A 24093-nucleotide genomic window follows, 5' to 3' on the forward strand; every position below is an offset into this window, starting at 1 on the left:
CAGTGCGGCCGCAAGCTGCTCGGCTCAGGTGCCGGGGCGGGTTCGGGCCTGGCGGCGGCGGGCGGCGCGGTCGGTGGCGGCGGAGGTGAGGGAGACGTCCGGCGCCGAGGATCGGGTCTGGCTGAGGTGGGTGGCGAGGGAGGTGACCGTCGGGTGGGCGTAGAGGGTGGCGAGCGGCACCTTCACCCCCAGCGACTCCTCCAGGCGACGCTGGACGCGGCCCATGCGCAGCGAGTCGCCGCCCAGGTCGAAGAAGGCGGTGCTCGCTCCCACCCGCTCCACGCCGAGGACCTCGGACCAGATGGCCGCGATGGTGCGGGCGGGCTCGCCCACGGGTGCGGGGGAGTCCTCGGGCACGATGACGGGGTCGGGCAGGGCGTTGACGTCGATCTTGCCGGTCGGCGTCAGCGGGAAGGCGTCCACCGGAACGACCCGGGAGGGGACCATGAAGGCGGGCAGGGCCTCGGCCAGCGCCTCGCGGACTCCGGTGGCACGGCCCTTCACGTAGGCGACGAGCGAGCCGTCGCGCACCGCGACCGCGGCCCGGTCGACGTCCGGGAGCGCGGCCAGGGCCGCCTCCACCTCGCCCAGCTCCACCCGGTTGCCACGGATCTTCACCTGCCGGTCGGCCCGGCCCTGGTAGAGCAGGAGGCCGTCGGGCAGCCAGCGGCCCAGGTCGCCGGTGCGGTAGAAGCGGGTGCCGTCGGGGTCCACGCCGAAGCGCGGGTCGTCCACCCGCCAGTACGAGGCCAGGTGGGCGCTGCGGATGACGATCTCGCCGATCCCGTCGGTGACCGCCCGCAGCTCGACTCCGGCGCCGTCCAGGGGCCGGCCGATCGGCACGACCCCGGCGCCCACGCCCTGCCCGGCCTCGATGGCGGCCGTCGTCAGGTGGTTCTGGACGGCGAAGGAGATCTCGGTGGCCCCGTAGCCGTTGATGAACACCGACCCGTCGGGGAAGTGCGCCACGAACCGTTCGAGGTCTCGCCGTACCACCTCCTCGCCGCCGAGCAGGACCGCGCGCACGCTCGCCAGCCGCCGGCCGGGGGCCAGGGAGTCGAGCAGGTGCCGGTAGACGGTCGGCGTCGAGTGGTAGACGGTGACGCCGTGCGCGTCCAGGTGCGCGGCGAGGTCGTTGAGCCCGTGCCGGTGCAGGTCAACCGGTACGGCGGCGCCCCCGTTCAGCACGGCGGAGAACCCGTCGGTCACCGCCATGTCGAAGCTGAACGACGACAGCACGCTCACCCGGTCGCCCGGCCCCAGCCGCAGGTTCGCGGTGTGGGTGCGCACCTGGAACAGCGCGTTGCGATGGGTCTGCACGACGCCCTTGGGCACCCCCGTGGAGCCGGAGGTGAACAGGATGTAGGCGGGCGCGTCCGGATCCACCGCCACGGGCGTGAAGCCTGCCGTACCGGTGGGGACGACGTGCGGGACCCCGGGAGCCAGCCGCGCGGCCAGCTCCCGGTGCCGCGGCGAGATGACGACCGCGTCGGGCTCGGCCAGCTCGGCCATCTGCTCCAGCCGCCGGACCGGGTAGAGCGGGTCCAGGGGGATGTAGAGCGCCCCGGCGCTGAGCGCGCCGAGGATGGCGGCCATCAGGTCGGGCCCGTGGTCGACCAGAATGGCCACCCGCTTGGCCCCGTCGACGGCCGCGGCGACGGCCCGGGCGCGGGCGCCGAGTTCGGCGTAGCTGAGCGTCTCGTCGGTGCCGATCACCGCGGGCCGGTCGGGGTGCTCGGCGACGACCTCCCAGAACCGGCCGTGGAGGCTGCCGGCCTCCCAGGAGGTGTGGGCGGGGTCGCCGCGGTGCAGGTGGGCGAACTGTCCGGTGGTCATGAGCGGGCCGCCAGTTGCTGGATGCCGATGAGGTCGTCGGGCAGGGCGTCGGGCAGGTCGGTGTCGAGCCCGGCCAGGACCTTGGTGCGCAGGCCGATGGCGGCGGCGAGCGCCAGGCCCGCGCCGCACAGCAGGTACGCCAGGGCCAGGCCGCGGCCGGGTCCGGTGCCGATCAGCGTGCCGAGGGTGCCGGCGAGCGCGCCCTGCTGCTGCATCAGCGGCTCCAGGACGCTGCCCGCCAGCGGCGTCAGCACGCCGAAGCCGAGCGGGAAGGCCGCCCACGAGATGGCCTGGTTGATGGAGACCACCCGGCCGTGGAAGCGCTGCGGCACCTTGATCTGCACGATCGTGGTGTAGACGCCCTGGCTGAGCGCCAGCCCGAAGCCCATGCCGAACAGGCCGAAGGCGATGAGCGGCAGCGAGGGCCGCAGGCCCGTGACGAAGCAGCACGCGGCGACGAGCAGCGTGAAGGTCATCAGGCGGACCATGCGCCGCTTCTGCGGGCCGCCCCACACCGCCATGAGCAGGCCGCCGAGCACGGTGCCGATGCCTTCGGCGAAGGCGACCGCGCCGACGTCGGCGGTGGTGCCGAAGCCCAGGACCATGGGGGAGACCAGGAACAGCGGGGCGGCGAGCAGCAGGTTGAGCACGGAGAAGTAGATCAGCATCGCGCGGAAGCCGCGGTTGCCCCACGAGTACCGCAGTCCTTCCGCCATCTCCTTGAGCAGCGGCTCGCGGCGGCGGCGGCCGAGCAGGTCGGGGAAGCGGACCATGACCAGGACGGTGACCGCCACGACGTAGCTGGCGACCGGGATGGCCAGGACCCCGCCGAGGCCGAGCGCGGCCAGCAGGCTGGCGGCGATCAGCGGCATCACCAGCATCGCGGTGCCGTTGACGAGCTGCGCGACGCCGTTGGCGTGCCCGAGGTAGCGCTTGGGAGCGAGCTGCGGGATGGAGGCGGTGAAGGTGACGCGTTCGAAGACCGAGGCGATGCTGAGCAGGCCCACCAGGACCAGGATCGGGACCACGCTGGTTCGTCCGGTGAAGACGAGCGCGGCCATCGCCGCCTGGCAGGCGCCCGCCGCCAGGCTGGACAGCAACAGCACGCGGCGGCGGTCGTGCCGGTCGGCCAGCGCGCCGGCCAGCGGCATGACGATCAGGCCGGGAGCGTACGCGAGCACGCCGACCAGGCCGAACCACACGTACGAGCGGGTCTCGGTGAAGATCCACACCGGCACGGCCCACTGGGTGAGCGCCGAGCCGAGCAGGGACAGGAGCTGCCCCAGCGTGACGGCCAGGAAGCGCCGCAACGCCGGATCGGCCGGGGGAGCCGCAGCAGGCGTCGCAGCGGCCTGCCCGGCAGCCTCCGGTGCAGCCGGGGTCGCCCCGGAGACGCCTTCGAGCCGCCAGGTCTCCCCGTCGAGCTCGCCGGTCAGGGAGAGGTGCGTCTCGGTGAGGATGCGCGCCAGCTCGCCCGCCCGGTGCTTGACGAAGAAGTGCCCCGCCTCGTCCAGGACCACCAGCGCGGTCGTGCAGGTGAGGAAGCCCCACTCGGTGTAGCGCTCCTGGTGGTAGTCGGTCAGCGGGTCACGCTCGCCGACGACCGAGATGATCGGCGCCCGCAGCGGCGTGGCCTTCTCCTCCAGCAGCCGGGTGAAGTACGCCTCGGCGTTGCGCGTGTCGTGCCGCATGTTGGCCACGATCCGGTCGGCCTGCGCCGGGTCGAGCTCGTCCATGTCGACGCCCATGCCCTTGAGCCAGTTGGCGTGGTGGCGGTTGCTGGACTTGCTGTCGAACCAGGTCAGGAACTTGCTGACCGCGCCGGTCGGCCGGGCGGCGGGGAAGACGCCGCCGGTGTAGACGGCCCGCACCTCGCGCCCCGCCGCCTCCAGCCGGCGGGCCAGCTCGATGACCAGCGCGCCGCCGACGCCGCAGTGCCCGTAGAGCACGATCGGGCCGGACACCCGTGCCAGGATCTCCTCGGTCGAGCGGGCCGCCAGCTCCTCGAAGGGCAGTGCCTCCTCGTCCAGGCCGACGTCGTGGCCGGGGATGGCCAGGGAGTACAGCGCGTGCCCGGCGGGCAGCGACTCGGCCAGCGGCAGGTAGACCACCGCGCTGCCCCCGCCGTACGGCACGCAGACGATCGACAGCTCGGCCTCGCGCGAGGAGCGCTTGGTGAGCTGGTGCAGCAGCCGCCGCTCGGTCTCCTCCGGCCCGTCGATCAGCTCGGCGAGCTGCCGGATGGTCGGCGAGGCGAACAGGTCCATGACGCTGACCTGCCGCCCGGTGGCGTCGGTGAGCCGGCGCAGCTTGGCCACGACCTGGGTGGCCAGCAGCGAGTGGCCGCCGAGCTCGAAGAAGTCGTCGTCCACGCCCAGGCCCTCGATACCGAGGACCTCCGACCAGATCGCGGCGATCTCGCGCTCGGTGTCGGTGCGCGGGGCGACGCTCTCGGCGACCAGCAGACGCTGGCCCTCGGGCGCGGGGAGCGCCTTGCGGTCCAGCTTGCCGTTGGTGGTGGAGGGGAAGCGGTCCATGGTGACGAACGCGGTGGGCACCATGTGGTCGGGCAGCCGCTTGCGCAGCTCGACGCGGAGCTGGGCCAGGTCCGGCTCGGCGTCGACCGCGAGGTAGCCGACCAGGCGCTTGTCACCCGGGGTGTCCTCGCGCACCAGCACGACCGCGTCGCGCACGCCCGGCTGGTCGCGCAGGGCGGACTCGATCTCGCCCAGCTCGATGCGCAGGCCGCGCAGCTTGATCTGGCCGTCGGTGCGGCCCAGGAACTCCAGCGTGCCGTCGGGCCGCCAGCGGGCCAGGTCGCCGGTGCGGTACAGGCGGCTGCCCGGCGGGCCGTACGGGTCGGGGACGAAGCGGTCGGCGGTCAGCGAGGGCCGCCGGTGGTAGCCGCGCGCGACCTGGACGCCGCCCACGCACAGCTCGCCGGCCACGCCGGGCGGCTGCGGGCGCAGGGCCGCGTCGAGCACGTAGATCGTGGTGTTCTGGATGGGTCCGCCCAGCGGCGCGACGGTCTCGCCGTCGATGCCCTCCGGGGTGACCGGCCACCAGGTCACGTCCATGGTCGTCTCGGTCGGGCCGTAGATGTTGACCAGCCGGCAGCCGGGCAGCGTCCGGCAGAAGCGCGCCCCGACGTGCCCGGGCAGCGCCTCGCCGCCGCTGGTCACCACCCGCAGCGAGGTGCAGGAGGAGACGTCCTCCTCCAGGAAGACCGCGAGCATCGACGGCACGAAGTTGGTCACCGTGACCCGCTCGGCGTTGATCAGGTCGCGCAGGTAGGCGGCGTCCTTGTGCCCGCCCGGCTTGGCCAGCACCATGCGGGCGCCGGTCTGCAGCGGCCACATGAACTCGCGCATCGACACGTCGGCGCTCATCACCGTCTTCTGCAGCATCACGTCGCCGGGGCCGAGCCCGTGGCGGCGCTGCATGTCGTCGATGTGGTTGACCGCGGCCGAGTGGGGCGTCGGCACGCCCTTCGGCCGGCCGGTCGAGCCGGAGGTGTAGATCATGTACGCCAGGTTGGCCGAGGTGGCCAGCGGCTCGGGGTCGTGGCCGGGTTCGTCCCAGGGCTCGTCCAGCGGCACGACCTGCACGCCTTCGGGCAGCAGCCCGAGCAGGTGGCTCTGCGCCAGCAGGACCGGCGCCTGCGCGTCCTCGACCAGGAAGGCCAGCCGGTCGACCGGGTACTCGGGGTCGAGCGGCAGGTAGGCCCCGCCCGCCTTCATCACGCCGAGGATCGCCGCGACCAGCTCGAAGGAGCGCTCGGCGCAGACGCCCACGAGCGTCTCCGGCCCGACGCCGCGCCCGCGCAGGCCGTGCGCGATGCGGTTGGCCATGGCGTTGATCTCGGCGTAGCTCAGCGTGCGGCCCTCGAAGGTCACCGCGGGCGCGTCCGGGGTGCGGGCCACCTGCTCCTCGATGAGGCCGTGCAGGGTGGCCTGGTCCTGGTACGGCGCGGCGGTGTCGTTGCGCCCGTGGACGTGCCAGTCGTACTCCTCGGGCGACACCAGCGGCAGCTCGGAGACCCGCAGTGAGGGCCGGCCGACCGCCTCGGCCAGCAGCCGGACGTAGCGCTCGGCCAGCGCGGCGGCGCTCGCGGCGTCGAACAGGTCGGTGGCGTACTCCAGGCGGCACTCGCCGGAGGTCAGCTCGAAGGCCAGGTCGCGCCGCGAGGTCCCGTTGCCGTAGCCGGTGCCCGAGTGCGGCAGGTAGTTGAGGCTGATCTGGAACAGCGGGTGCACGCCCGGGTCGCGGCGCGGGGAGACCGCCTCGACGACCTTGTGGAAGGGCACCTCCTGGTGCTCCCAGGACTCCAGGATCTGCTCGCGCTCGCGCTCGACCAGTTCGGCGAAGGTCGGGTCGCCGCTCAGGTCGCTGCGCAGGACCACGTTGTTGACGAACATGCCGATCAGCGGCGCCAGCTCGGCCCGGTCGCGCCCGGCGACCAGCGCGCCGATCACGATGTCGGACTGGCCGGACAGCCGGTGCAGCAGCGCGGCCAGGGCGGCGTGCAGCACCATGTAGGTGCTGGCCTTGTGCTGCCTGGCCAGCGCGTTCACCGCCGCCAGCAACTCGGCGCCGAGCGTGAAGGTCACGTCGGCGCCCCGGTGCGAGGGCAGCGCCGGCCGGGGCCGGTCGGTGGGCAGGGCGTGCACGGGTGGCAGGTCGGCCAGCCGCGCGCGCCACCAGTCGAGCTCCGCCTCCAGCGCCTCGCCCGACAGGCTCTCGCGCTGCCACGCGGCGAAGTCGGCGTACTGGATGGCCAGCTCGGGCAGCTCGGCCGGGCGGCCCTCGACCGCCGCCGCGCACAGCTCGCGCAGCTCGGCGGCCAGGTTCTGCTCGGAGCCCGCGTCGACCACGGTGTGGTGGGCGACGAAGGCCAGCCGCCAGCGTTCGGGCGCCAGCCGGACGATCGTGGCCCGCCACAGCGGCGCAGACTCCAGGTCGAGCGTCAGCTTGCCGTACCCGGCCAGCAGCTCCTGGAGCCGCGCCTGCTGCTCGGCCTCTGGCAGGTCGCTCAGGTCGGCCAGGTCGGGCGCCACGGGCACCTCGTCCAGCACGACCTGGGTCAGAGCGCCGTCGACCACGCGCAGGCCGGTGCGGAGCGTCTCGTGCCTGCGCACCACCTCGGCCAGCGCCTCGGTGATCGTCTCGGGGTCGAGCGGCAGGTCGAGCGGGGCGGCGTCGACCACGTTGTACGCCGGGACGTCCCCGGCGAGCTGCGCGGCCAGCCAGACGCGCTCCTGCGCGAAGGAGGCGGGCGCCAGCCACTCGCCCACCTGGACAAGTTCGGTCACCGGCGCACCCGCTTCGGCCGCATGTCGGTCCAGACCTGGTCGATGTGGTCCAGGCAGGCCTGCCTGTCACCCTCGAAGCCGGCGGGACGCCAGCCCGCGGGCAGCGGGCTCTCGGCGGCCCAGATGGAGTACTGCTCGTCGTCGTTGAGTACTACCAGCCACATGGTGGTCACCTCCGGGACAGTCTCGGGATCGTGGTGGGCGCCGGCTCCTTGACGCTGAGCTGCTCGACGCGGGCGGCCATCTGGTCGACCGTGGGCGCCTCGAACAACGTGCGCATGGGCAGCTTGACGCCGGTCGCCGCCCTGATCTGGGCGATGAGCTGGACGGCGACCAGGGAGTTGCCGCCCAGGTCGAAGAAGTCGTCGTCGCCGCCGACGCCGGCCACGCCCAGCACCTCGCCCCAGATGCGGGCGATGGTGCGGCCGAGCTCGGTGGCCGGCGCGTTGTACGGCGTGGCCCGCTCGGCCGGCGCGCCCGCGGCGGCCTGCGGGGCCGCGAGCGGTTCGCGTTCGCGTTCGGCCACCTCGGCGAGCGCGACCGCGCTGACCACCACCTGCGGCCCGAGCCCGGAGGCCAGGACCGCGCGGAAGGCCTCGGCGCCTTCGGCCGGCCGGATGCCGGTCCGGTCGGCCTCCTTGACCGGGGCGGCGGCCCGGGCGACGTCCAGGCCCGCCGCGTCCACCCGGCGCAGCAGGAACTCCTCGATCTCCACCAGCACCGCGCCGCTCTCGTCGAACAGCGTCAGGTCGGCGGCGACCAGCTCGGCAGTGGTGCTGCGGTGGCGCAGGTGGCTGTAGAAGCGGGCGGGCAGCGGCGCGTGCACCAGCAGCCGGCCGTAGCCGAGCGGCAGGTAGGTGCCGGTGCGCGAGGCGCCGAAGGAGGTGGCCACGTCCAGCAGCGCCGGGTGCAGCACCCACTGGCCGGCCTCCTCGGGGAAGACCGCCTCGACCAGGGCCAGCTCCTCGCCCTCGCCGTGCCAGACCTGCCCGGGCTCGCGCCAGTGCGGTCCGAAGGTGATGGCGCTCTCGCCCGGCTCGGGCGTGGCCGGCCGCAGCCGGCCGAGCAGCTCGCCCGGTTCGACCTTCGCCGGGATGGCGCTCACCCAGGCGGCGCCGCCGGAGGTGCGGGCCCGGCCGCCCGCGGCCACCTCGAAGCGGCCGTCGGTGACCGTCACGCTGACCTCGGTGGGCTCCAGGACGGCCAGCGGCTCGGCGAACACCACGTCGCTCAGCTCGATCGCCTGGCCGTCCTGGCCGGGCACGCAGGCCTCGAAGGCCGCGCGGGCGAGCTCGAGCTGGGCGGTGCCGGGCAGGACCGGGGTGCCGCCGATGCGGTGCTCGTCCAGGACCCAGTGCGCGGCGGCCGACAGCACGCCCCTGACCACCGGGCCGCTCCTGGAGCCGAGCAACTGGTGGCGCACGGGGTCGCCGCCGGTCTCGACCGCCATGCCCACCTCCAGCCAGCCGCCCCAGTTGATGGCGACCACGCCTTCGTGGGCACGGGCGAAGGCGTCCTGGAAGGCGTTGGCCGCGGTGTAGTCGACCTGGCCGAGGCCGCCGGTGAGCGCGGTCACCGACGAGCACAGGGCGAAGAAGTCGAGGTCCTGGTCCTTGAAGGCGTTCCAGAGCGCGATCGTGCCGGCGACCTTGGGCGTCAGGACCCGCTCGACCTGGTCGGGGTCGCGGACCTCGATCATGCCGTCGCCGGGCAGGCCGGCGGCGTGCACGACGCCGTCGAGCCCGCCGTAGGCGGCCAGGACCCGCTCGGGCGCCGGGTCGGTGACGTCGGCCTCGACCACGGTGACCTGGCCGCCCGCCTGCTCGATGCGGCGGATCGCGGCCAGCGCCCGGGCCGTGCGGCTGTCGTGGGCCGACAGCCCGGTACGGCTCAGCAGCACGAGCCGGGCCTTGTACCGGGTGCCCAGGTCCTCGGCCAGGGTGATGCCGATCCCGCCGAGGCCGCCGGTCACCAGGTAGCGGCCGCCTTCGCGGATCGCCTCCCCGGCCGGTTGCGGGGTGACCGGCTCGAACGCGCGCCGCCAGCGCCGGGCGCCGCGCAGGGCGACCGGCTCACCGGCGGGGGCGCGCAGCTCGGCCAGGACGGCCGCGTCCTTGGTGGCGGCGTCCACGTCCACGTGCGTGACGGTCAGCCCGGTCAGCTCCAGCGGCGCCACCTGGACGATGCCCGCGACGGTGGCGTGTTCCGGGCAGGTCAGGTCGCCGCCGAGCGGGTCCTGGGTGCCCTGGGTGAGCACGTCCAGGCGCAGGCCCTCGGCAGGCACGGACTGGAGCAGGTGGAGCAGGCTGAGGAAGCCGCGCTCCTGGACCGGCTCGCCGTCCAGCGCCCAGGCGTGCACGATCCGGGTGGCCGGGAGCGCCGCGGCGAGGGCCTGGTAGTCCTCCGCCGCGCCGGGGCGCAGGGTGTAGCCGCCGTCCACCGCCTCGAAGGCGGCGCCGGGCCGTACCTCGACGACGGTGGTCCCGGCCGCGCGCAGGGCGGCGGCCAGGCGGGAGCCGCGCGGGCCGTCGGCGAACAGCAGGCAGGCCTCGATCGGCTCGCCGGGCTCCGCGGGCGGGAGCTGGTTCCAGACCGGGACCTCGTACCAGGAGGTGCGCCTGGGCGCGGGGGTGACGGCTCCGGCGCCCGGCTCGACGAAGTGGCGGGTGCGCTCGTAGGGGTAGCCGGGCAGCGAGACCCGGCGGCCCTGCGAGGGCAGCTCGACCGGGACGCCCGCGACCCACAGCCGGGCGGCGGCGCCGTACAGGACGGTGAGGTCGGAGGCCTGCTCGCCGGGGCCGGGCAGGCTGGAGGCCGGGGCGAAGGCGCCGGCGGCGACCGCGTCACGCAGCTGCATGCGCGCCAGGCTGGACAGTTGCTTGCCCGGCCCGCACTCCAGCAGCGCCCAGTCGCCGGGGGAGGCGGTCAGGGTGCGGACGCACTCGCCGAACAGCACCGGCTCGCGCAGGTGGCGGGCCCAGTAGGCGGGGTCGGTGGCCTGGGCGTCGGTGATCCAGGTGCCGGTCACGTTGGACAGGAACGGCACCTGCGGCGCCTGCCGCGGCACGGCGGCGACCAGGGCGGTGAACTCGTCCAGGATCGGGTCCATCATCGCCGAGTGGAAGGCGTGCGAGGTGCGCAGCGGGGTGCAGCGCATGCCCTTGGACCGCAGCAGGGCCGCGAACGCCTCGATCGCCTCGGTCGGCCCGGCCACGACGCAGGCGCCGGGCCCGTTGACCGTGGCGACCGAGACGCCTTCCGGCAGCAGGTCCGCCAGCTCGGCCGGGTCGCGCTGGACGGCCAGCATCGAGCCGGGCGGCATCGACTGCATGAGCCGCCCGCGCGCCGCGACCAGGCGCAGCGCGTCCGGCAGGGCGAAGACACCGGCGACGGTGGCGGCCACGTACTCGCCGATGGAGTGGCCGATCATGGCCGCCGGGCGCACGCCCCACTCCTGCCACAGGCAGGCCAGGGCGTACTCGACGGTGAACAGCGCGGGCTGGGTGAGCCTGGTCTGCCCGAGCTCCTCGGCGGTCAGCTCCGCGCGCACGTCCACGCCGAGTTCCGGCAGGAGCAGCTCGGCGCAGCGGTCCACCGCCGCGGCGTAGGCGGGCTCGGCGGCGTAGAGCGCGGCGCCCATGCCGGGGTACTGCGCGCCCTGGCCGGAGAACAGGAAGGCGACCGAGGGCTCGCCCGCCTGGCCGCTCTCCCAGCGCTTGGCCAGCGCCGAGGCGTCCTCGGCGACGATCGCGGCGCGGTGCGGGTAGGCGGTCCTGCCCACCCGCAGGGTGTGGGCCACGTCGGCGAGCGTCACGTCGTCGGCGGGCGACAGCCCGTCCACGTGCTCGATCAGGCGCTTGCGCGCGGCCTCCAGCGCCTCGGGCGTGCGCGCCGACACCTGGATCAGCGCGGGGCCCTCCGCCGCGACCGGCGTGCGGGGCGGCGCCTCCTGCAGGACCAGGTGCGCGTTGGTGCCGCCGATGCCGAACGAGCTGACCGCCGCCCGGCGCGGGCCCTGCGCGTTGTCCCACTTGGTGAGGCTGGAGGTGACGTAGAACGGGGTGGCGTCGAAGTCGATCGCCGGGTTGGGCCGCTCGTAGTTGACCGTCGGCGGGATCAGGCCGTGCTCCATCGCGAGCACCGCCTTGATCAGGCCGACCACGCCGGAGGCCTGGCTGAGGTGGCCCAGGTTCGACTTGACCGAGCCCAGGCCGCACCAGCCGCTGTCGTCGTGGTCGCGGCCGTAGACCGCGGTCAGCGCCGCGACCTCGATCGGGTCGCCCATGGCGGTGCCGGTGCCGTGCGCCTCGACGTAGCCGATGGTGCGCGGGTCGACCTCGGCCATGCCCAGCGCCTGCGCGATCACCTCGGCCTGGCCCTGCAGCGAGGGCGCGGAGAAGCCGACCTTGGTCGCGCCGTCGTTGTTGATGGCGTTGCCGAGCACGACGGCGCGGATGTTGTCGCCGTCCTCCAGCGCGTCCGACAGCCGCTTGAGCGCCACGACGCCGACGCCGTTGCCCCACATGGTGCCGTCGGCCCCGGCGTCGAAGGGCCGCACGTGGCCGGAGGAGGAGGTGTAGCCGTCGAGGGCGACGTAGCCGCGGCTGTAGGGCAGCTCGATGCAGACGCCGCCGGCCAGGGCCATGTCGCACTCGGCGTTGCGCAGCGCCTCGCAGGCCAGGTGGATGGCGACCAGCGAGGTCGAGCAGGCCGTGGTGACGCTCAGGCTCGGTCCGCGCAGGTTCAGCCGGTAGGAGACGGTGGTGGCGATGTAGTCGGGGTTGTTGCCGACCGACAGGCCGAGCAGGCCCGCGCCGGCGACGCGCGGGTTGGTGCGCAGGTTGAGCCACTGGTAGGTGCTCGGGCCTGCTCCGCCGTACACGCCGATCTCGCCGTCGTACTGCCCCGGGTCGTAGCCCGCGTCGGCGAGCGCGGCGTGCGACTGCTCCAGGAACAGCCGCTGCTGCGGGTCGGCCAACTCCGCCTCGCGCGCGCTCATGCCGAACAGCGGCGCGTCGAAGCCCTCCATGTCGGCCAGCACGTGCACGGCCGGCACGAACGCCGGGTCGTCCAACTCCTCCTCGGTGACGCCCAGCGCGAGTTGCTCCTCGCGGCTGAAGACGGTCACCGACTCGACGCCGTCGACCAGGTTGCGCCAGAACTGCGTCAGGTCGCCGGCCCCCGGCACCCTGGCGCTCATGCCGATGATCGCGATGGGTTCCACGCTGAACTCCGTCACAGCCGGCCTCGCTTCCTGCGTTGGTCGGACCGCTGGCGGCGGGCCTGCGCCCGCTGGTCGGCCCGGTTGAGAAGGGGTGCGCCCGTGTCGCCGTCGAGATAGCTCGCCAGCGCGCGGACGGTGGTGTGCTGAAAGAGGTCCACGACGGCGGGCCGCCGTCCGGTCCGTTCGGCCAGGCGGTCCTGCACGACGAGCAGGGACATCGAGGTCCCGCCCGCGTCGAAGAAGTTGTCACTGACGCCGACGCTCTCGCGGCCGAGCACCTCGCACCAGACGGCGGAGACCAGGAGCTCGGTCTCGGTGACCGCGACGCCGCCCCTGGCGGCGGGCCGTTCCGGTACGGCAGGCGCCAGGACGCCGGCCCGCAACGCCTCCAGCCCGTCGGCGTGCAGGCCGGTGACCGGGCGGCCGGGCTCGGCCGTGCCGCCTTCCAGGAGGGCGGCGTAGGCGGCGACGAGCGTCTCGATCCTGTCCCGGTCGAACAGGTCGGTGTTGTAGACGCAGTCCACCGCGTGCCCGCCGTCCCGTTCGGCCACGTAGACGGTCAGGTCGAAGGGCGAGCCGGGCTGGCCCGCCTCCAGGCTGCCCGCGCGCACGCCCGGCAGATCCAGGTGCGGCGCGGGGAAGTTGTAGACGTTGAACAGGACCTGGACCAGCGGCGAGCGCCGCGGGTCGCGGGGCAGCGCGAGCGCCTCGACCACCGTCTCCAGCGTCGCGCCCGGATGGGCCAGCGCCGACAGCAGCTCGTCGGAGGCGGCGGCCACCCGGTCGGCGAAGCTGTCGCGCTCGCCCATCCGCAGCCGCAGCGGGGTGATCTCGACGAAGAAGCCGACCAGGTCCTGGAAGGCCTCGTGCCGCCGGTCGTCGATCGGGGTGCCGATCACCAGGTCGTCGCGGCCGGTGACGCGGCGCAGCAGCTCGCCCAGCCCGGCCAGCAGCACCGCGGGCACGGTGACGCCCAGCTCGCGGGCGGCCCGGTCGAGGTCGGCGCCGAGCCGCCGGGTGACCATCGCGCCGTTGTAGGTCTGCGCGGCCGGCCGGGGCCGGTCGCCGGGCAGTTCGAGCACCGGAGCGACGCCCGCCAGGTGCTCGCGCCACCAGGCCAGGTCGCCGGGGCCGCGCCGGGCGTCCCTGGCGGCCCGCCAGGCCGCGTAGTCGGCGAAGGCCGCGGGCGGCGGCTCCAGCGGGCCGTGCCGGTAGGCGCGCGAGAGGTCCTCCAGCAGGGGCCGCTGCGACCAGCCGTCGAAGACCGCGTGGTGGAAGGTCAGCACCAGCACGTGCTCCTCGGGCGCCCGCCGGACCAGCACGGCCCGCCACAGCGGCCCGGTGGCCAGCTCGAAGCGGTGCCCGGCCTCGGCCTGCACGATCGCGTCGAGCTCGCCGTCGGTCACGGTGAACGGCGCCTCGCCGGGCGGGTCCACCTCCACGTACGGCAGGCCGCCCGCGTCCGGCACCCGCCAGCGCAGCACCTCGTGCCGGGCGGCCACCGAGGCCAGCGCCTTGCCCAGCGTCTCCACGTCCAGCGGGCCGCGCAGGTGCTCGACGAGCTGGATGTTGTAGGCGGAGCTGTCGGGGGCGAGCTTGTCCAGGAACCACAGCCGCCGCTGCGCCGGGGTGAGCGCGGGGGCGCTGCCGTGCGGGAGCGGGTCGGGTTCGGTGAGCGCCGCGGCCACGCCCTCCAGGGTCCTGGCCGCGTAGACGTCCTCTACGGCCACCTCCAGGCCGAGCTCCTCGCGCAGGGCGGCGACCAGCCGCATGACGCCGATGGAGTCGCCGGAGGCGAAGAAGTCGTCGTCGAGCCCCGCCTCGTTTGTGCCGAGCACGTGCTGCCAGACGGCGGCGACCTGCCGCTCCCGCTCGGTCACCGGCGGGCGGGCGGGCGCGGCCGGCTGCTCGCGCAGCGCGGCGGTGTCCACCTTGCCGGAGGGCAGCAGCGGCAGCTCGGGCAGCAGCAGCACCCGGGTGGGCAGCATGGCGCCGGTCAGGTGCCTGGCGCAGTGCTCCAGGACCTCCTCGGCGGTGGCGGTGTCGGGGGTGCAGTAGGCGACGAGCCGGCCGTCGACCAGTTCGACGACGGCGTGGGCGAGCTTGGGGTGGGCCCGCAGCACGGTCTCCACCTCGCCGATCTCCACCCGCTGGCCCCTGATCTTGACCTGCCGGTCGGCGCGGCCCAGGAACAGCAGCTCGCCGTCGTCCTGCAGCACGACCAGGTCGCCGGTGCGGTACAGCCGCCCGCCCGGCTCGCCCCACGGGTCGGGCACGAACCGCTCGGCCGTCAGCCCGGGCCGTCCGAGGTAGCCCCGGGCCAGGCCGGGCCCGCCGATCAGCAGCTCACCGGGCTGGCCGGGCGGCACCGGCCGCAGCCGCTCGTCCACGACGTGCAGGTGGTGGCCGCCGAAGGCCCGGCCGAACGGCAGGGGACGCGTCCAGGTGCCGCTGGTCTCGAACGCGGCGACCGCGACGGTGGCCTCGGTCGGGCCGTAGGCGTTCAGGAACCGCCGCCCGCCGGCCGACCAGCGCTCGACCTGCTCGGGCCCGGGAGCCTCCGCGCCGGTCATCATGACGCGCAGCGCCGGCAGCCCGGCCGGGTCCAGCAGCGGCAGGAGCGGCACCGGCAGGATGGCGAAGCTGACCTCGTGCTCGGCGGCGAAGCGCTGGGTCCTGGCGGCGTCCCGGCGGTCCTGCTCGTCGACCAGCATGAAGGTGCCCCCCGCGGCCAGCGTCACGGCCAGCTCGGCCACCGAGACGTCGAACAGCAGGCTGGTGAAGCCGAGCGTCTTCAGGTGCTCGCCGGCTCCGATCAGCTCGCCGCAGCCGGCGGCGAAGGCGGACATCGCGGCGTGGCTGATCATCACGCCCTTGGGGCGGCCGGTGGAGCCGGAGGTGAACAGCACGTAGGCCAGGTCGTCCGGCCCTGCCGTACCGGCGGAAACCGAACCGCTCCCGCCGGTCACGGGCACCAGGTGCGGGGCCTCGACCAGGCCGGCGGTCTGCTCGTCGACCACGATCACGTCGAGCCCGGCGTCGGCGGCGATCTCCGCCCGGCGCGCGGGCGGGCCGTCCGGGTCGAGCGGCACGTAGGCGCCGCCCGCGAGCAGTACGCCGAGCAGTCCGGTCACCATGGACGGCGTGCGGCGCAGGCAGACGCCGACCAGGCGGTCGGGGCCGACGCCCAGCAGGCGCAGCTCGGCGGCGAGCGCGCGCATCCCGGCGGCCAGCTCGCCGTAGGTGACGACCTGGTCCCACTGCCGTACGGCAGGCGCGTCCGGACGGCGCGCGGCGTGCTCGAGGACCAGGTCCGGCAGCGTGGTCATGGCATCCCCAGCGGGTCGGTGGTGTGCAGGCGGAGCTCGGTGAAGTAGCGGCGGCCCTCGGCGTCGGTCAGCCAGGCCTGCTCGGGACCCGGCAGCATCTCCGTGATCACCAGCCGGGTGCCCGGGTCGCCGGCCCGGCGCACCATCGCGCACAGCAGGGCGGCGTACAGCGGGCTGCCCAGGTCGACGTAGGTCGGCTTGATCTCGGTGGACAGCTTGACGAAGACGCGCTCGGGCAGCCCGAGGCGGCGGCGCCAGGCACGCACCGCCAGGTAGGCCTCCTTCTCCCCGCGCACCTCGCCCAGGCCGCTCTCGCCGGTCGTGGTGCGCCAGGTCTCGCGCGCCACCACCAGCCGGTCGATCGTCAGGCGCGGGGTGTGGCCGCGGGCGGCGGTGAGCTTGAAGCCGTCCACGGCGTGCATCGACATCAGCCCGGCGAACATCTCCAGCAGCGGCCGGACGGTCCCGTCCGGCCAGGTCGCCACCAGCTCGCCGTCCTGCTCGCCGACCAGCACGGAGGCCGCGCTCAGCAGGGCGCCGGGGTCGGCTCCCTGCGCGGCCGTCCAGCCGAGCTGCCGGTCGGTCGGGCCGTCCAGGGTGGCGGCCATGCGGCCGGTGAAGCGCGGCCAGCCCTCGGGCGGCAGCGGGTGCACCCGGTCGGGGCCGAGGTCGGTGACCATCGCGGTGCGCAGGAACTCGGGGTCGGGATGGGCCCGGGTGAACACCGCGCAGTTGAAGGTGGGCCAGGCCGCGTGCAGCTCGCCCAGGACGATGAGGAAGTCGCCGTTCCTGATCGCCTCCGCGCTCTCGGCGCAGATCTGCAGGTCGGGGCTGTGCAGCCGGGCGGTCGACCAGCCGGGGAGCACGGCGGGGAAGGCCCGCTCGGCGGCCTCGGCCAGGTCGGCGGCGGTGAAGCGGAGCTCCTGGACCGGCTCGTCGGTGAGGCCGAACAACCTGGTCCAGCGGGCGGCGAACTCCTCGGCGACCGTGTCGACCGGGCGGTGCCCGGCGCCGAACAGCGCCCCCTGCGCCAGGAACCACAGGTCGGCCAAGCGCACCCGCTCGTCGGTGGCCCGCAGCTCCTCGTACAGCTCGCGCAGCGCGGCCCCGTAGGCGGCGGCCAGTTCGGCGGTGAGCCACCGGGCCGCGCGCAGCAGCAGCGCCAGCGGCTCGGCCAGGGCCTCCAGCACCGGAGCGCCGAAGGCGACGTGCACGTCGCGGACGGTGTCCTCGTAGACCAGGCCGCGCCCGGCGTAGGTCTGGCCCGCCTTGCGTTGCGCGTCCAGGCCGGTGACCTCGGTGAACTCGCTGTCCATGGCGCCCAGCGCGCGCAGCAGCGCCTCGGGGTCCCCGGCGGCGGCCGCTACCCGGTCACGGGCCGCGCACAGGCGGTCGAGCCCGGCCAGCGCCGCGTCGAGGGCCTCCTCGGCGGAGGCGGGCGCAGCGGCCTTGGCCTCGGTCAGCAGGCGGTGGAGCCGTACCTCGGTGTCGGGCGCCTGCGGCAGCTCGCCCCAGGACAGCAGCCCGCGCTCGGCCAGCCGCTCCAGCAGGACCATCGCGTCGTCGGCGGTCCGGATGCCGGCCTGCCCGCTGACCCCGTCGGCCACCGCCGCGGCCGACCTGCGGCCGTCGCACAACGCCAGGACGGCGGCCTCGGCGGCCGACAGCACGATCGGCGGCTGCGCGGGCCGGTGCAGCTCGCGGCCCTCCAGCGCCAGGTGTGGCTGGAGGGCGAGCGGCAGGCAGGGCCGGATGTCCGGGTCGGCGGCCAGGCGGGCGGCGTAGGCGCGGATGGCCCAGTCCTCGAACCCGACCCGCCGCTCGCGCACCAGCCCGGGACCGGGCTCGACGGTGATCGCGGGGCCGTCGGCGTCGATCCTGGTCCAGGTGACCGGGCCGAAGAAGCCGATGGTCTCGTTCTTGGCGCAGTAGCGCTGCCAGTACTTGGCCAGCATCAGCTCCCGCGAGCGCCGCCGGTGGTTGCGCGGCCCGGGCGTGGCCAGGCCGTCCAGCGACGGCAGCATGGTGCGGTTCTGCCAGATGACGGCCTCGCGCAGCAGCGGGTCGGCGGCCAGCTCGGTGGCGCGGGCCGCCATCTCGGCGACGGCGGCCTCGAAGGTCTTGTCGAACAGGTCGCCGCCGGCGTCGGGACCGTCGGGGTCGCCGGCGGCGTCCAGGTGCTCGTCGGCGGCCAGCGCCAGGTCGGGCGCGGCGAACAGCTCCAGCCCCTCGGCCGGGAAGCCGGTGCTGCGCAGGATCGCCTCCCGCCACACCGACCAGCCGGTCCGGCCCAGCGGCGTCAGATGCGGCCGCTCCAGCAGGTCACCGGCCACGACGCCCAGGATGCGCTCCATCGACTCGTGCAGGAAGAAGTGCCCGCCCGGCTCGACGTGCAGCTCGAAGCCGGCGCTGGTGTGCTCCTCCCAGTACGGCATGGCCCCGGTGACCGGGTCGTCGGCCCCGCCGAAGGCGGTGATCGGCACCGGCAGCGGCTCCTCGGCCTCGTAGCGGTAGCCGTCCAGCCAGGCGAAGTCGCCGCGCAGGATGGGCAGCACCAGCTCCAGCAGCTCGGGGGAGTCGAGCACCTCCCGCGGCATGCCGCCCAGGGCGCTGACCCGGGCCAGCAGCACCTCGTCGGGCGCCTGGGACAGCCCGTCCAGCGGGTCGATCCGGTCCGGCGGGCGGCAACCGCCCAGGTACAGCCGCTCCGGCAGGCGCTCGCCTCGGCGGCGCAGCTCGCGCACCACCTCGAAGCCGACCCGGCCGCCCATCGAGTGGCCGTACAGCGCGTACGGTCGGTCCGCCCGCGCGGCGATGACCTGCGCGAGCTCGGCTACGTCGAAGCCGATCGGCTCGGTGATGCGGCTCTCGCGGCCGGGCGGCACCACCGAGAGCACCTCCAGGCCGGGATCGGCCGCGGCGGCCCAGCCGTGGAAGGCCACGGCGCCCGACCCGGCGTACGGCAGGCAGAACAGCAGCGCCCTGGCCTGCGGCCGGGGGCGGGGGACGCTGAACCAGCGGCTCATGATGCTTTCTCGATCCAGTAGGGCTCGCGCTGGAAGGGGTAACCGGGTAGCGGTACCCGGCGGGCGTGCGCGGCTGCCGGGAGGTCCACCGCGTCACCGCGTTCCCAGGCCGAGGCCAGGTCCCGCAGGTCCGCGGGGGCGTCCGGGGCGGGGCCTCCGCGCAGCAGGGCGACGGCCTCGGCGGCGTCCCGGGCCACGACGGCGAGGCGGTGCGGGAAGGCGCGGCGGCCGGCCAGGGTGAACGCCACGTCGTCCAGGCGGCACGGCTCGGCCTCCAGGAACCCGGCCAGGTTCGCCGCGGCCTCCCGCAGGGCCTGCTCCGACCGGGCCGACAGGACCAGCACGTGCCAGCCGTCCTGCTCGGGGGCTCGCTCGGGGGCCTCGAAGGACTCCACGATGACGTGCGCGTTGGTGCCGCCGAGCCCGAACGAGCTCACGCCCGCTCGCCGAACCGCCAGCTCGTGGTTCTTGACCGGCACGAAGAACGGCCCGAACTCGATCTCCGGGTTCGGGGTGGTGAAGTGCAGGTTGGCCGGGACGATCCCGTGCCGCACCGCGAGCACGGCCTTGATCAGCGCGGCGGCGCCCGCGGCGGCGTCGAGGTTGCCGATGCCGGTCTTGACCGAGCCGAGCGCGCACGAGCCGGCCGGCAGCCCCGCGCCGAAGGCCCGGGTGAGCGCGGCCACCTCGATGGCGTCGCCGGTCGCGGTGCCGCTGCCGTGCGCCTCGACGTAGCCGATGTCGCCGGGCGACAGTTCGGCGCCCGCCAGCGCCTCGGCGACCACCATGGCCTGCCCGGCCAGGCCGGGGGCGGCGAAGCCGGCGCGGGCGGCGCCGTCGTTGCCGACCGCCCAGCCGCGCAGCACCGCGTAGATCTGGTCGCCGTCCTGCACCGCGTCGTCCAGGCGCTTGAGCGCGAGCACCGCGACGCCGCTGGAGTAGGCGGCGCCCTGGGCCTCGGCGTCGAAGGCGCGGCAGCGGCCGTCGGGCGAGACCAGCCCGCCCGGCGTGTGCCGCCAGCGCGGCTCGGTGACGCTGACCCCGCCGGCGAGGGCGAGGTCGCAGCGGAAGTCCAGCAGGTTCTGCGCCGCCGTACAGATCGCGACCAGCGAGCTGGAGCACGCCGTCTGGACGGCCATGGCGGGACCGGTCAGGCCGAGCCGGTAGGCGGCCTGGGCCGGCAGGTAGTCGGGCGCCCAGCCCGCCGGGTGCTCCCAGTCGCCGTCGAACTGGCGGAACAGGAAGTAGCGGTTGGCAGAGGACCCGGCGAACACGCCGACCAGGCCGTCGAAGCGCTCCGGATCGCACCCGGCGTCCTCCAGCGCCACCCAGGACTGCTCCAGGAAGAGCCGCTGCTGCGGGTCCATGCGCAGCGCCTCGGCCGGGGAGACGCCGAAGAAGCCGGCGTCGAACCCGGCCACGTCCTCCAGCCGGCCGCCCGCCGGGACGCCGGTGCCGGGCTCGATGCCCAGCTCCAGCAGTTCCTCCGGGCGGTAGTCGTGGATCGCGTCCACCCCGCCGAGCAGGTTGCGCCAGAAGGCCCGCACGTCCGGCGCCTGCGGGAAGCGGCCCGCCATCCCGACGACGGCGACTGCTAGCTCGCTCACGGACGCAGGACCGCCTCGGCCACGTCCTCGACCGACGCGACCTGGATCATGGCGTCGCTCTCCAGCAGCCGGTAGTCGGCGGCGCCGTAGGAGCCGGACCCGTGCACGACGATGTCGCGGCCCTCCTCGACCAGCCCGCGGTCCACGGCGTTGGCCACGCCGGTGAGCGCCATCACCAGCGACCACTCGCGCAGCGCGCGCAGGTCGGCGGGCAGCGCGCACGAGGTGGGCGCCAGGAGCTCGCGAAGCTGCGGGTAGCGCTCGACGCACTCGGCCAGGGAGACCACGATGCCGTCGCCGCCGAAGCGCTCGATCAGGTCGTTCATCGCCGGGGAGGTCGCCGGGCGGTGGGTGTAGAACGTCGGGTCGAGCACCTCCTGCGGGTCGTAGGTGACCTGCGGGAAGCGGGGGTCGGCCGACTGGCGGAACAGGCCCTGGCCGTCGGGCTCGTAGGCCGGCAGGCCCTCCCGGTCGAAGCTGCCGTGCCGCAGGTTGAGCACCATGTCGGGGGTGCCCAGGTGCTGCACGAGCAGCGTGGCCGGGCGGGTGTCCGGCGAGGCCAGGCCGTCCTCCTCCAGGACGTCGCGGCCGCGGTGGTAGCCCAGCATGCCGAAGGCGCTGGAGACGGCGTGGGCGTGCAGGCGCGGCACCGGGCCGATCGGGTCGACCTCCTGCTCGAAGAAGGCCCGCGCGGTGTCGGCGACCAGGTAGTTGGCCAGGTCCAGGGAGTACCACAGGCGGCCGGGGACCTCGGCGGCGTGCTTGTCGGCGAAGGCCCGGCCGATGGCCTTGACCTCCTCGGGCTCGGGGCCGGTGTAGAGCAGCAGCGGGTTGAGCGCGCGCAGCGCGGGGTCGGTCGACAGCCGGCTGGAGCGCAGCTTGCCCAGGCAGGAGGCGGGGGCCAGCACCACGACGCGGAGCTGCTCCGGCTCGACCAGGCCGGCCTCGATGGCACGTAGGACCGCGTCGCGCAGGGCGGTGCCCTTGTTCGCCGAGGTGGGCGAGAAGATCGTGACCGGCTCGTCGTAACGCCGGATGTACTCCACCGCGCGGGCCACGATGAGCAGCGAGGCGAACGTCTTGGTCGTGCCCGTGCCCGGGTTGCGGGTCAGGTCGAGCAGCGTCAGGCGGTGCCCGCCGTACTGACCGAGGTGCTGCCAGGCGGCGGTGGCGGGCGCCAGGAAGTCACGCAGCGGCTGGTCCAGTTCGGGCAGCAGGAAGCCGGGGGAGAACGAGCCGCCGTCCCGGATCGGGGCCGGGTCGCTCACGCAGGCGGCGATCGCGCGCGGCAACCTGTCGTAGAAGTCGACGAGCAGGTTGGCTTCCCGGGTGGCGGGAGACAGAACGGAATTCGGCATGCTGGCGGACCTCGTTCAGGCGTGGGGATGCTCGGATGGGTGCCGGTCACGCAGCCGGGTCCTGAGCTGGTCTAACTCAAGTCGGACCCGGTCGAGCTCGTGCACGGGGAATTTCGGAATTTCGGTCAAGTCGGAAGTGAAGGAAATAGTGTCGTTTTCAACAATGACGCCGTCGCGAGCGGCGGACCGCTGGTTGAAGGCGACCGCCTCCTCGCGGCTCAGGCCCGCGGGAAGATCGAGTTCGAGCCGGGAGCCGGTCAGGCGCACCGGGTAGCCGCCCGGCAGCCCGAGCGGCCCGGGCAGGCTCACGCGCTGCTCCTCGCCGGCGAGCACGCCGAGCAGGACGCGCGCGGCGGCCAGTCCGGTGACGTGGTTGAGCTCGCTGCGGGTGGTGGAGCGTTGGGCGGCGAGGAGCCCGCCCACACCGGCCACCGGTTCGCCGCCCACCCAGGCGCGCGCCTCCTCCGGCTGCGCGTGCAGGTGCGCGTGGTGCGCCAGCACGGCCAGGTGCTCGTCCGCGCCCAGGCGCAGGGTGCCCCGCAGGCTCGCGGCCAGCAGGTTCACGTTGCCGATCCCGCACAGCACCGGCACGTCCAGGGCCGACAGGACCGGGTTGACCGCGTCGGGGAAGCAGGCGTTCACGAACCACGCGTCCGGGCAGGCCTCGGCGACCGCACGGCCGGTGCGGACGGCGAAGTCGGCCTGGAAGGGGAGGGTGAGACCGAACCCGGCGCTCCGGACCAGGGACGTCCAGGCGGACGGGGCGTGCGTCGCCTCCCAGGGGGACTGGGTCGAGGCGGCCAGCACGACCCCGGCGGGGTTCAGCCCGGCCAGGGTCGAGACCAGGTCGCCGGCGGGGTCGCCGGTGAGGTCGACAGGGACCGGCTCGGCCACGACCGGGGCGCCGGTCAGGGCGGCTCGGGTCGTGGTGACGTAACAGACCTCCGCGGCCCGCTCCGGGGTGCGGCCCGCGACGACGAGTCGGAGCGGGGTGCGGGCGAGGGTGGCCAGGGCATAGGCGAGGCCTCGGGCCAGCCCGCCGGTACCGATCAGCACGAGGGGCCGCCCGCCGAAGGTTTCGGTCAAACCGTAATTCTCCTCGGGTGGGGCTGTAATTCACCTGGGATCGCCAGGCCGGGACACATTGTGATGATCAACCTGGATTTATGTCAAACGTCCGGTTAGTCCGCACTTCTAAGATGGTTTGTAGCGCGAAGTATGACTGTCCGAAATATCATCACTTTCCGGCAATCCCGATTGACTTAGTCGACAATGCCGCTTGGCCGGAGGATCTTCGCAGAGGCCGTCCGACGGGGGATGATGCGGAGCGGAGGCATCCCCACACGAGGAGCGGACGTGCGGCTCGGATTCAGCATCGGAACACTCGGCCCGGTGGCGGCCAGTCCTGACGACCAATTACGGCTGGTCAAGGAGGCGGAGCGGCTGGGCTACGCCTCCGTCTGGGCCGCAGAGGGCTACGGCGCGGACCCGGTGACGACGATGGCGTGGCTGGCGGCCGGCACCACGCGCATCGAGCTCGGCACCGGCGTCGTCCAGATCACCGGACGCAGCGCCGTGGCCACCGCCATGGCCGCCGCCACCGTCGACCGGTACTCCCAGGGACGGTTCCGGCTGGGGCTCGGGGTTTCCGGCCCGCAGGTGACCGAGGGCTGGCACGGCCGGCCCTACCACCGGCCGCTGGCCCACCTCCGCGACTACGTGGCCGTGGTACGGCAGGCGCTGGCCGGGGAGCCGGTCAGCCACAAGGGCGAGACCCTGGAACTGCCGCTGCCCGGCGGCAAGGAGCTGAGCCTGGCGATCTCGCCGGTGCGCAAGCCCCTCCCCATCCACCTGGCCGCCATGGGCCCCAAGGCGATCGCGCTCGCGGGCGAACTCGCCGACGGGTGGCTGCCCATCCACTTCCCGCCCGAGCACCTGGCCGCCTCCACGGCCCACCTGCGCGAGGGCGCGGCACGAAGCGGCCGGGCGCTGCCCGAGGTCTCGCCCATGGTGCTGGCCATGGTGGACGAGGACCCCGGCTACGCCTGCGACCTCGTCCGTCCCATGCTGACGCTGTACCTGGGCGGCATGGGCACCCGCGCGGTCAACTTCTACAACCGGCTGGCCCAGCGGCTCGGATTCGGCGAGGTGGCCCGGCGGGTGCAGGAGGTCTACCTCGAAGAGGGGCTCGGCGCGGCCATGGACGAGCTGCCCGACGAGCTCGTGGCGGAGCTGGCGCTGTGCGGCACGCCCGCCCGCGTGCGCGAGCGGCTGGAGGCCTACCGCCGGGCGGGCGCGACCAGCGTGATCGTCGGGCCGGCGGCGCCCACCGTGGAGGACCGGGCCGAGCAGCTCGGCTGGCTCGCCGAACTGCTCGGCCCCTGAGGCCCTGAAGTCCCCG

At 74.5% G+C, this 24093-nt stretch carries 10 protein-coding genes; 1 reads left to right on the forward strand and 9 read right to left on the reverse strand.

Annotated elements, in window-relative coordinates; translation table 11 throughout:
• Nucleotides 1–24: 24 nt before the first annotated feature.
• The 9 genes from AB0I67_RS15780 to AB0I67_RS15820 are packed head-to-tail and all read right to left on the reverse strand — an operon-like array spanning nucleotide 25 to nucleotide 22778.
• On the reverse strand, nucleotides 25–1836 hold the full coding sequence (locus tag AB0I67_RS15780) for a non-ribosomal peptide synthetase (RefSeq protein ID WP_357923567.1): 1812 nt from the start codon (nucleotides 1834–1836) through the stop codon (nucleotides 25–27).
• Complete coding sequence (locus tag AB0I67_RS15785; protein WP_357923569.1) at nucleotides 1833–7148, reverse strand: amino acid adenylation domain-containing protein; 5316 nt, start codon at nucleotides 7146–7148, stop codon at nucleotides 1833–1835. The genes AB0I67_RS15780 and AB0I67_RS15785 overlap by 4 nt, the downstream gene beginning before the upstream one ends.
• The gene (locus tag AB0I67_RS15790; protein WP_357923571.1) at nucleotides 7145–7312 is read right to left on the reverse strand and encodes an MbtH family NRPS accessory protein; all 168 of its coding nucleotides are present in this window, start codon (nucleotides 7310–7312) and stop codon (nucleotides 7145–7147) included. The genes AB0I67_RS15785 and AB0I67_RS15790 overlap by 4 nt, the downstream gene beginning before the upstream one ends.
• Before the next feature lie 5 nt (nucleotides 7313–7317).
• Nucleotides 7318–12372 carry an SDR family NAD(P)-dependent oxidoreductase gene (locus AB0I67_RS15795; RefSeq protein WP_357923573.1) on the reverse strand — a complete coding sequence of 1685 codons (5055 nt, stop codon included), beginning with the start codon at nucleotides 12370–12372 and terminating at the stop codon, nucleotides 7318–7320.
• A gap of 11 nt (nucleotides 12373–12383) precedes the next feature.
• Nucleotides 12384–15701: an amino acid adenylation domain-containing protein gene (locus AB0I67_RS15800; protein WP_357923575.1), complete on the reverse strand. Its 3318-nt coding sequence runs from the start codon at nucleotides 15699–15701 to the stop codon at nucleotides 12384–12386.
• Nucleotides 15698–18727: a thioesterase domain-containing protein gene (locus AB0I67_RS15805; protein ID WP_357923577.1), complete on the reverse strand. Its 3030-nt coding sequence runs from the start codon at nucleotides 18725–18727 to the stop codon at nucleotides 15698–15700. The genes AB0I67_RS15800 and AB0I67_RS15805 overlap by 4 nt, the downstream gene beginning before the upstream one ends.
• Complete coding sequence (locus tag AB0I67_RS15810; protein ID WP_357923579.1) at nucleotides 18724–20334, reverse strand: beta-ketoacyl synthase N-terminal-like domain-containing protein; 1611 nt, start codon at nucleotides 20332–20334, stop codon at nucleotides 18724–18726. Before AB0I67_RS15810 ends, AB0I67_RS15805 begins: the two co-directional genes overlap by 4 nt.
• Nucleotides 20331–21692, reverse strand: a complete 1362-nt coding sequence (locus tag AB0I67_RS15815; protein ID WP_357923581.1) for a DUF6002 family protein — start codon at nucleotides 21690–21692, stop codon at nucleotides 20331–20333. The genes AB0I67_RS15810 and AB0I67_RS15815 overlap by 4 nt, the downstream gene beginning before the upstream one ends.
• 15 nt (nucleotides 21693–21707) lie before the next feature.
• Nucleotides 21708–22778, reverse strand: coding sequence for a hypothetical protein (locus AB0I67_RS15820; RefSeq protein ID WP_357923583.1), 1071 nt, complete (start codon nucleotides 22776–22778; stop codon nucleotides 21708–21710).
• 270 nt (nucleotides 22779–23048) lie between these two features.
• Between AB0I67_RS15820 and AB0I67_RS15825 the strand changes: the two genes are divergently transcribed.
• Nucleotides 23049–24077 carry an LLM class flavin-dependent oxidoreductase gene (locus AB0I67_RS15825; RefSeq protein ID WP_357923585.1) on the forward strand — a complete coding sequence of 343 codons (1029 nt, stop codon included), beginning with the start codon at nucleotides 23049–23051 and terminating at the stop codon, nucleotides 24075–24077.
• Nucleotides 24078–24093 lie beyond the last annotated feature (16 nt).

This window comes from Nonomuraea sp. NPDC050310 (assembly GCF_040655795.1).
Taxonomy (GTDB): Bacteria; Actinomycetota; Actinomycetes; order Streptosporangiales; family Streptosporangiaceae; genus Nonomuraea.

Bases quoted from the DNA above. Each gene is read 5' to 3' on its own strand.
- AB0I67_RS15800 (WP_357923575.1), bottom strand. From the start codon at position 15,701: ATGACCACGCTGCCGGACCTGGTCCTCGAGCACGCCGCGCGCCGTCCG.
- AB0I67_RS15790 (WP_357923571.1), bottom strand. From the start codon at position 7,312: ATGTGGCTGGTAGTACTCAACGACGACGAGCAGTACTCCATCTGGGCC.
- AB0I67_RS15805 (WP_357923577.1), bottom strand. From the start codon at position 18,727: ATGAGCCGCTGGTTCAGCGTCCCCCGCCCCCGGCCGCAGGCCAGGGCG.
- AB0I67_RS15815 (WP_357923581.1), bottom strand. From the start codon at position 21,692: ATGCCGAATTCCGTTCTGTCTCCCGCCACCCGGGAAGCCAACCTGCTC.
- AB0I67_RS15780 (WP_357923567.1), bottom strand. From the start codon at position 1,836: ATGACCACCGGACAGTTCGCCCACCTGCACCGCGGCGACCCCGCCCAC.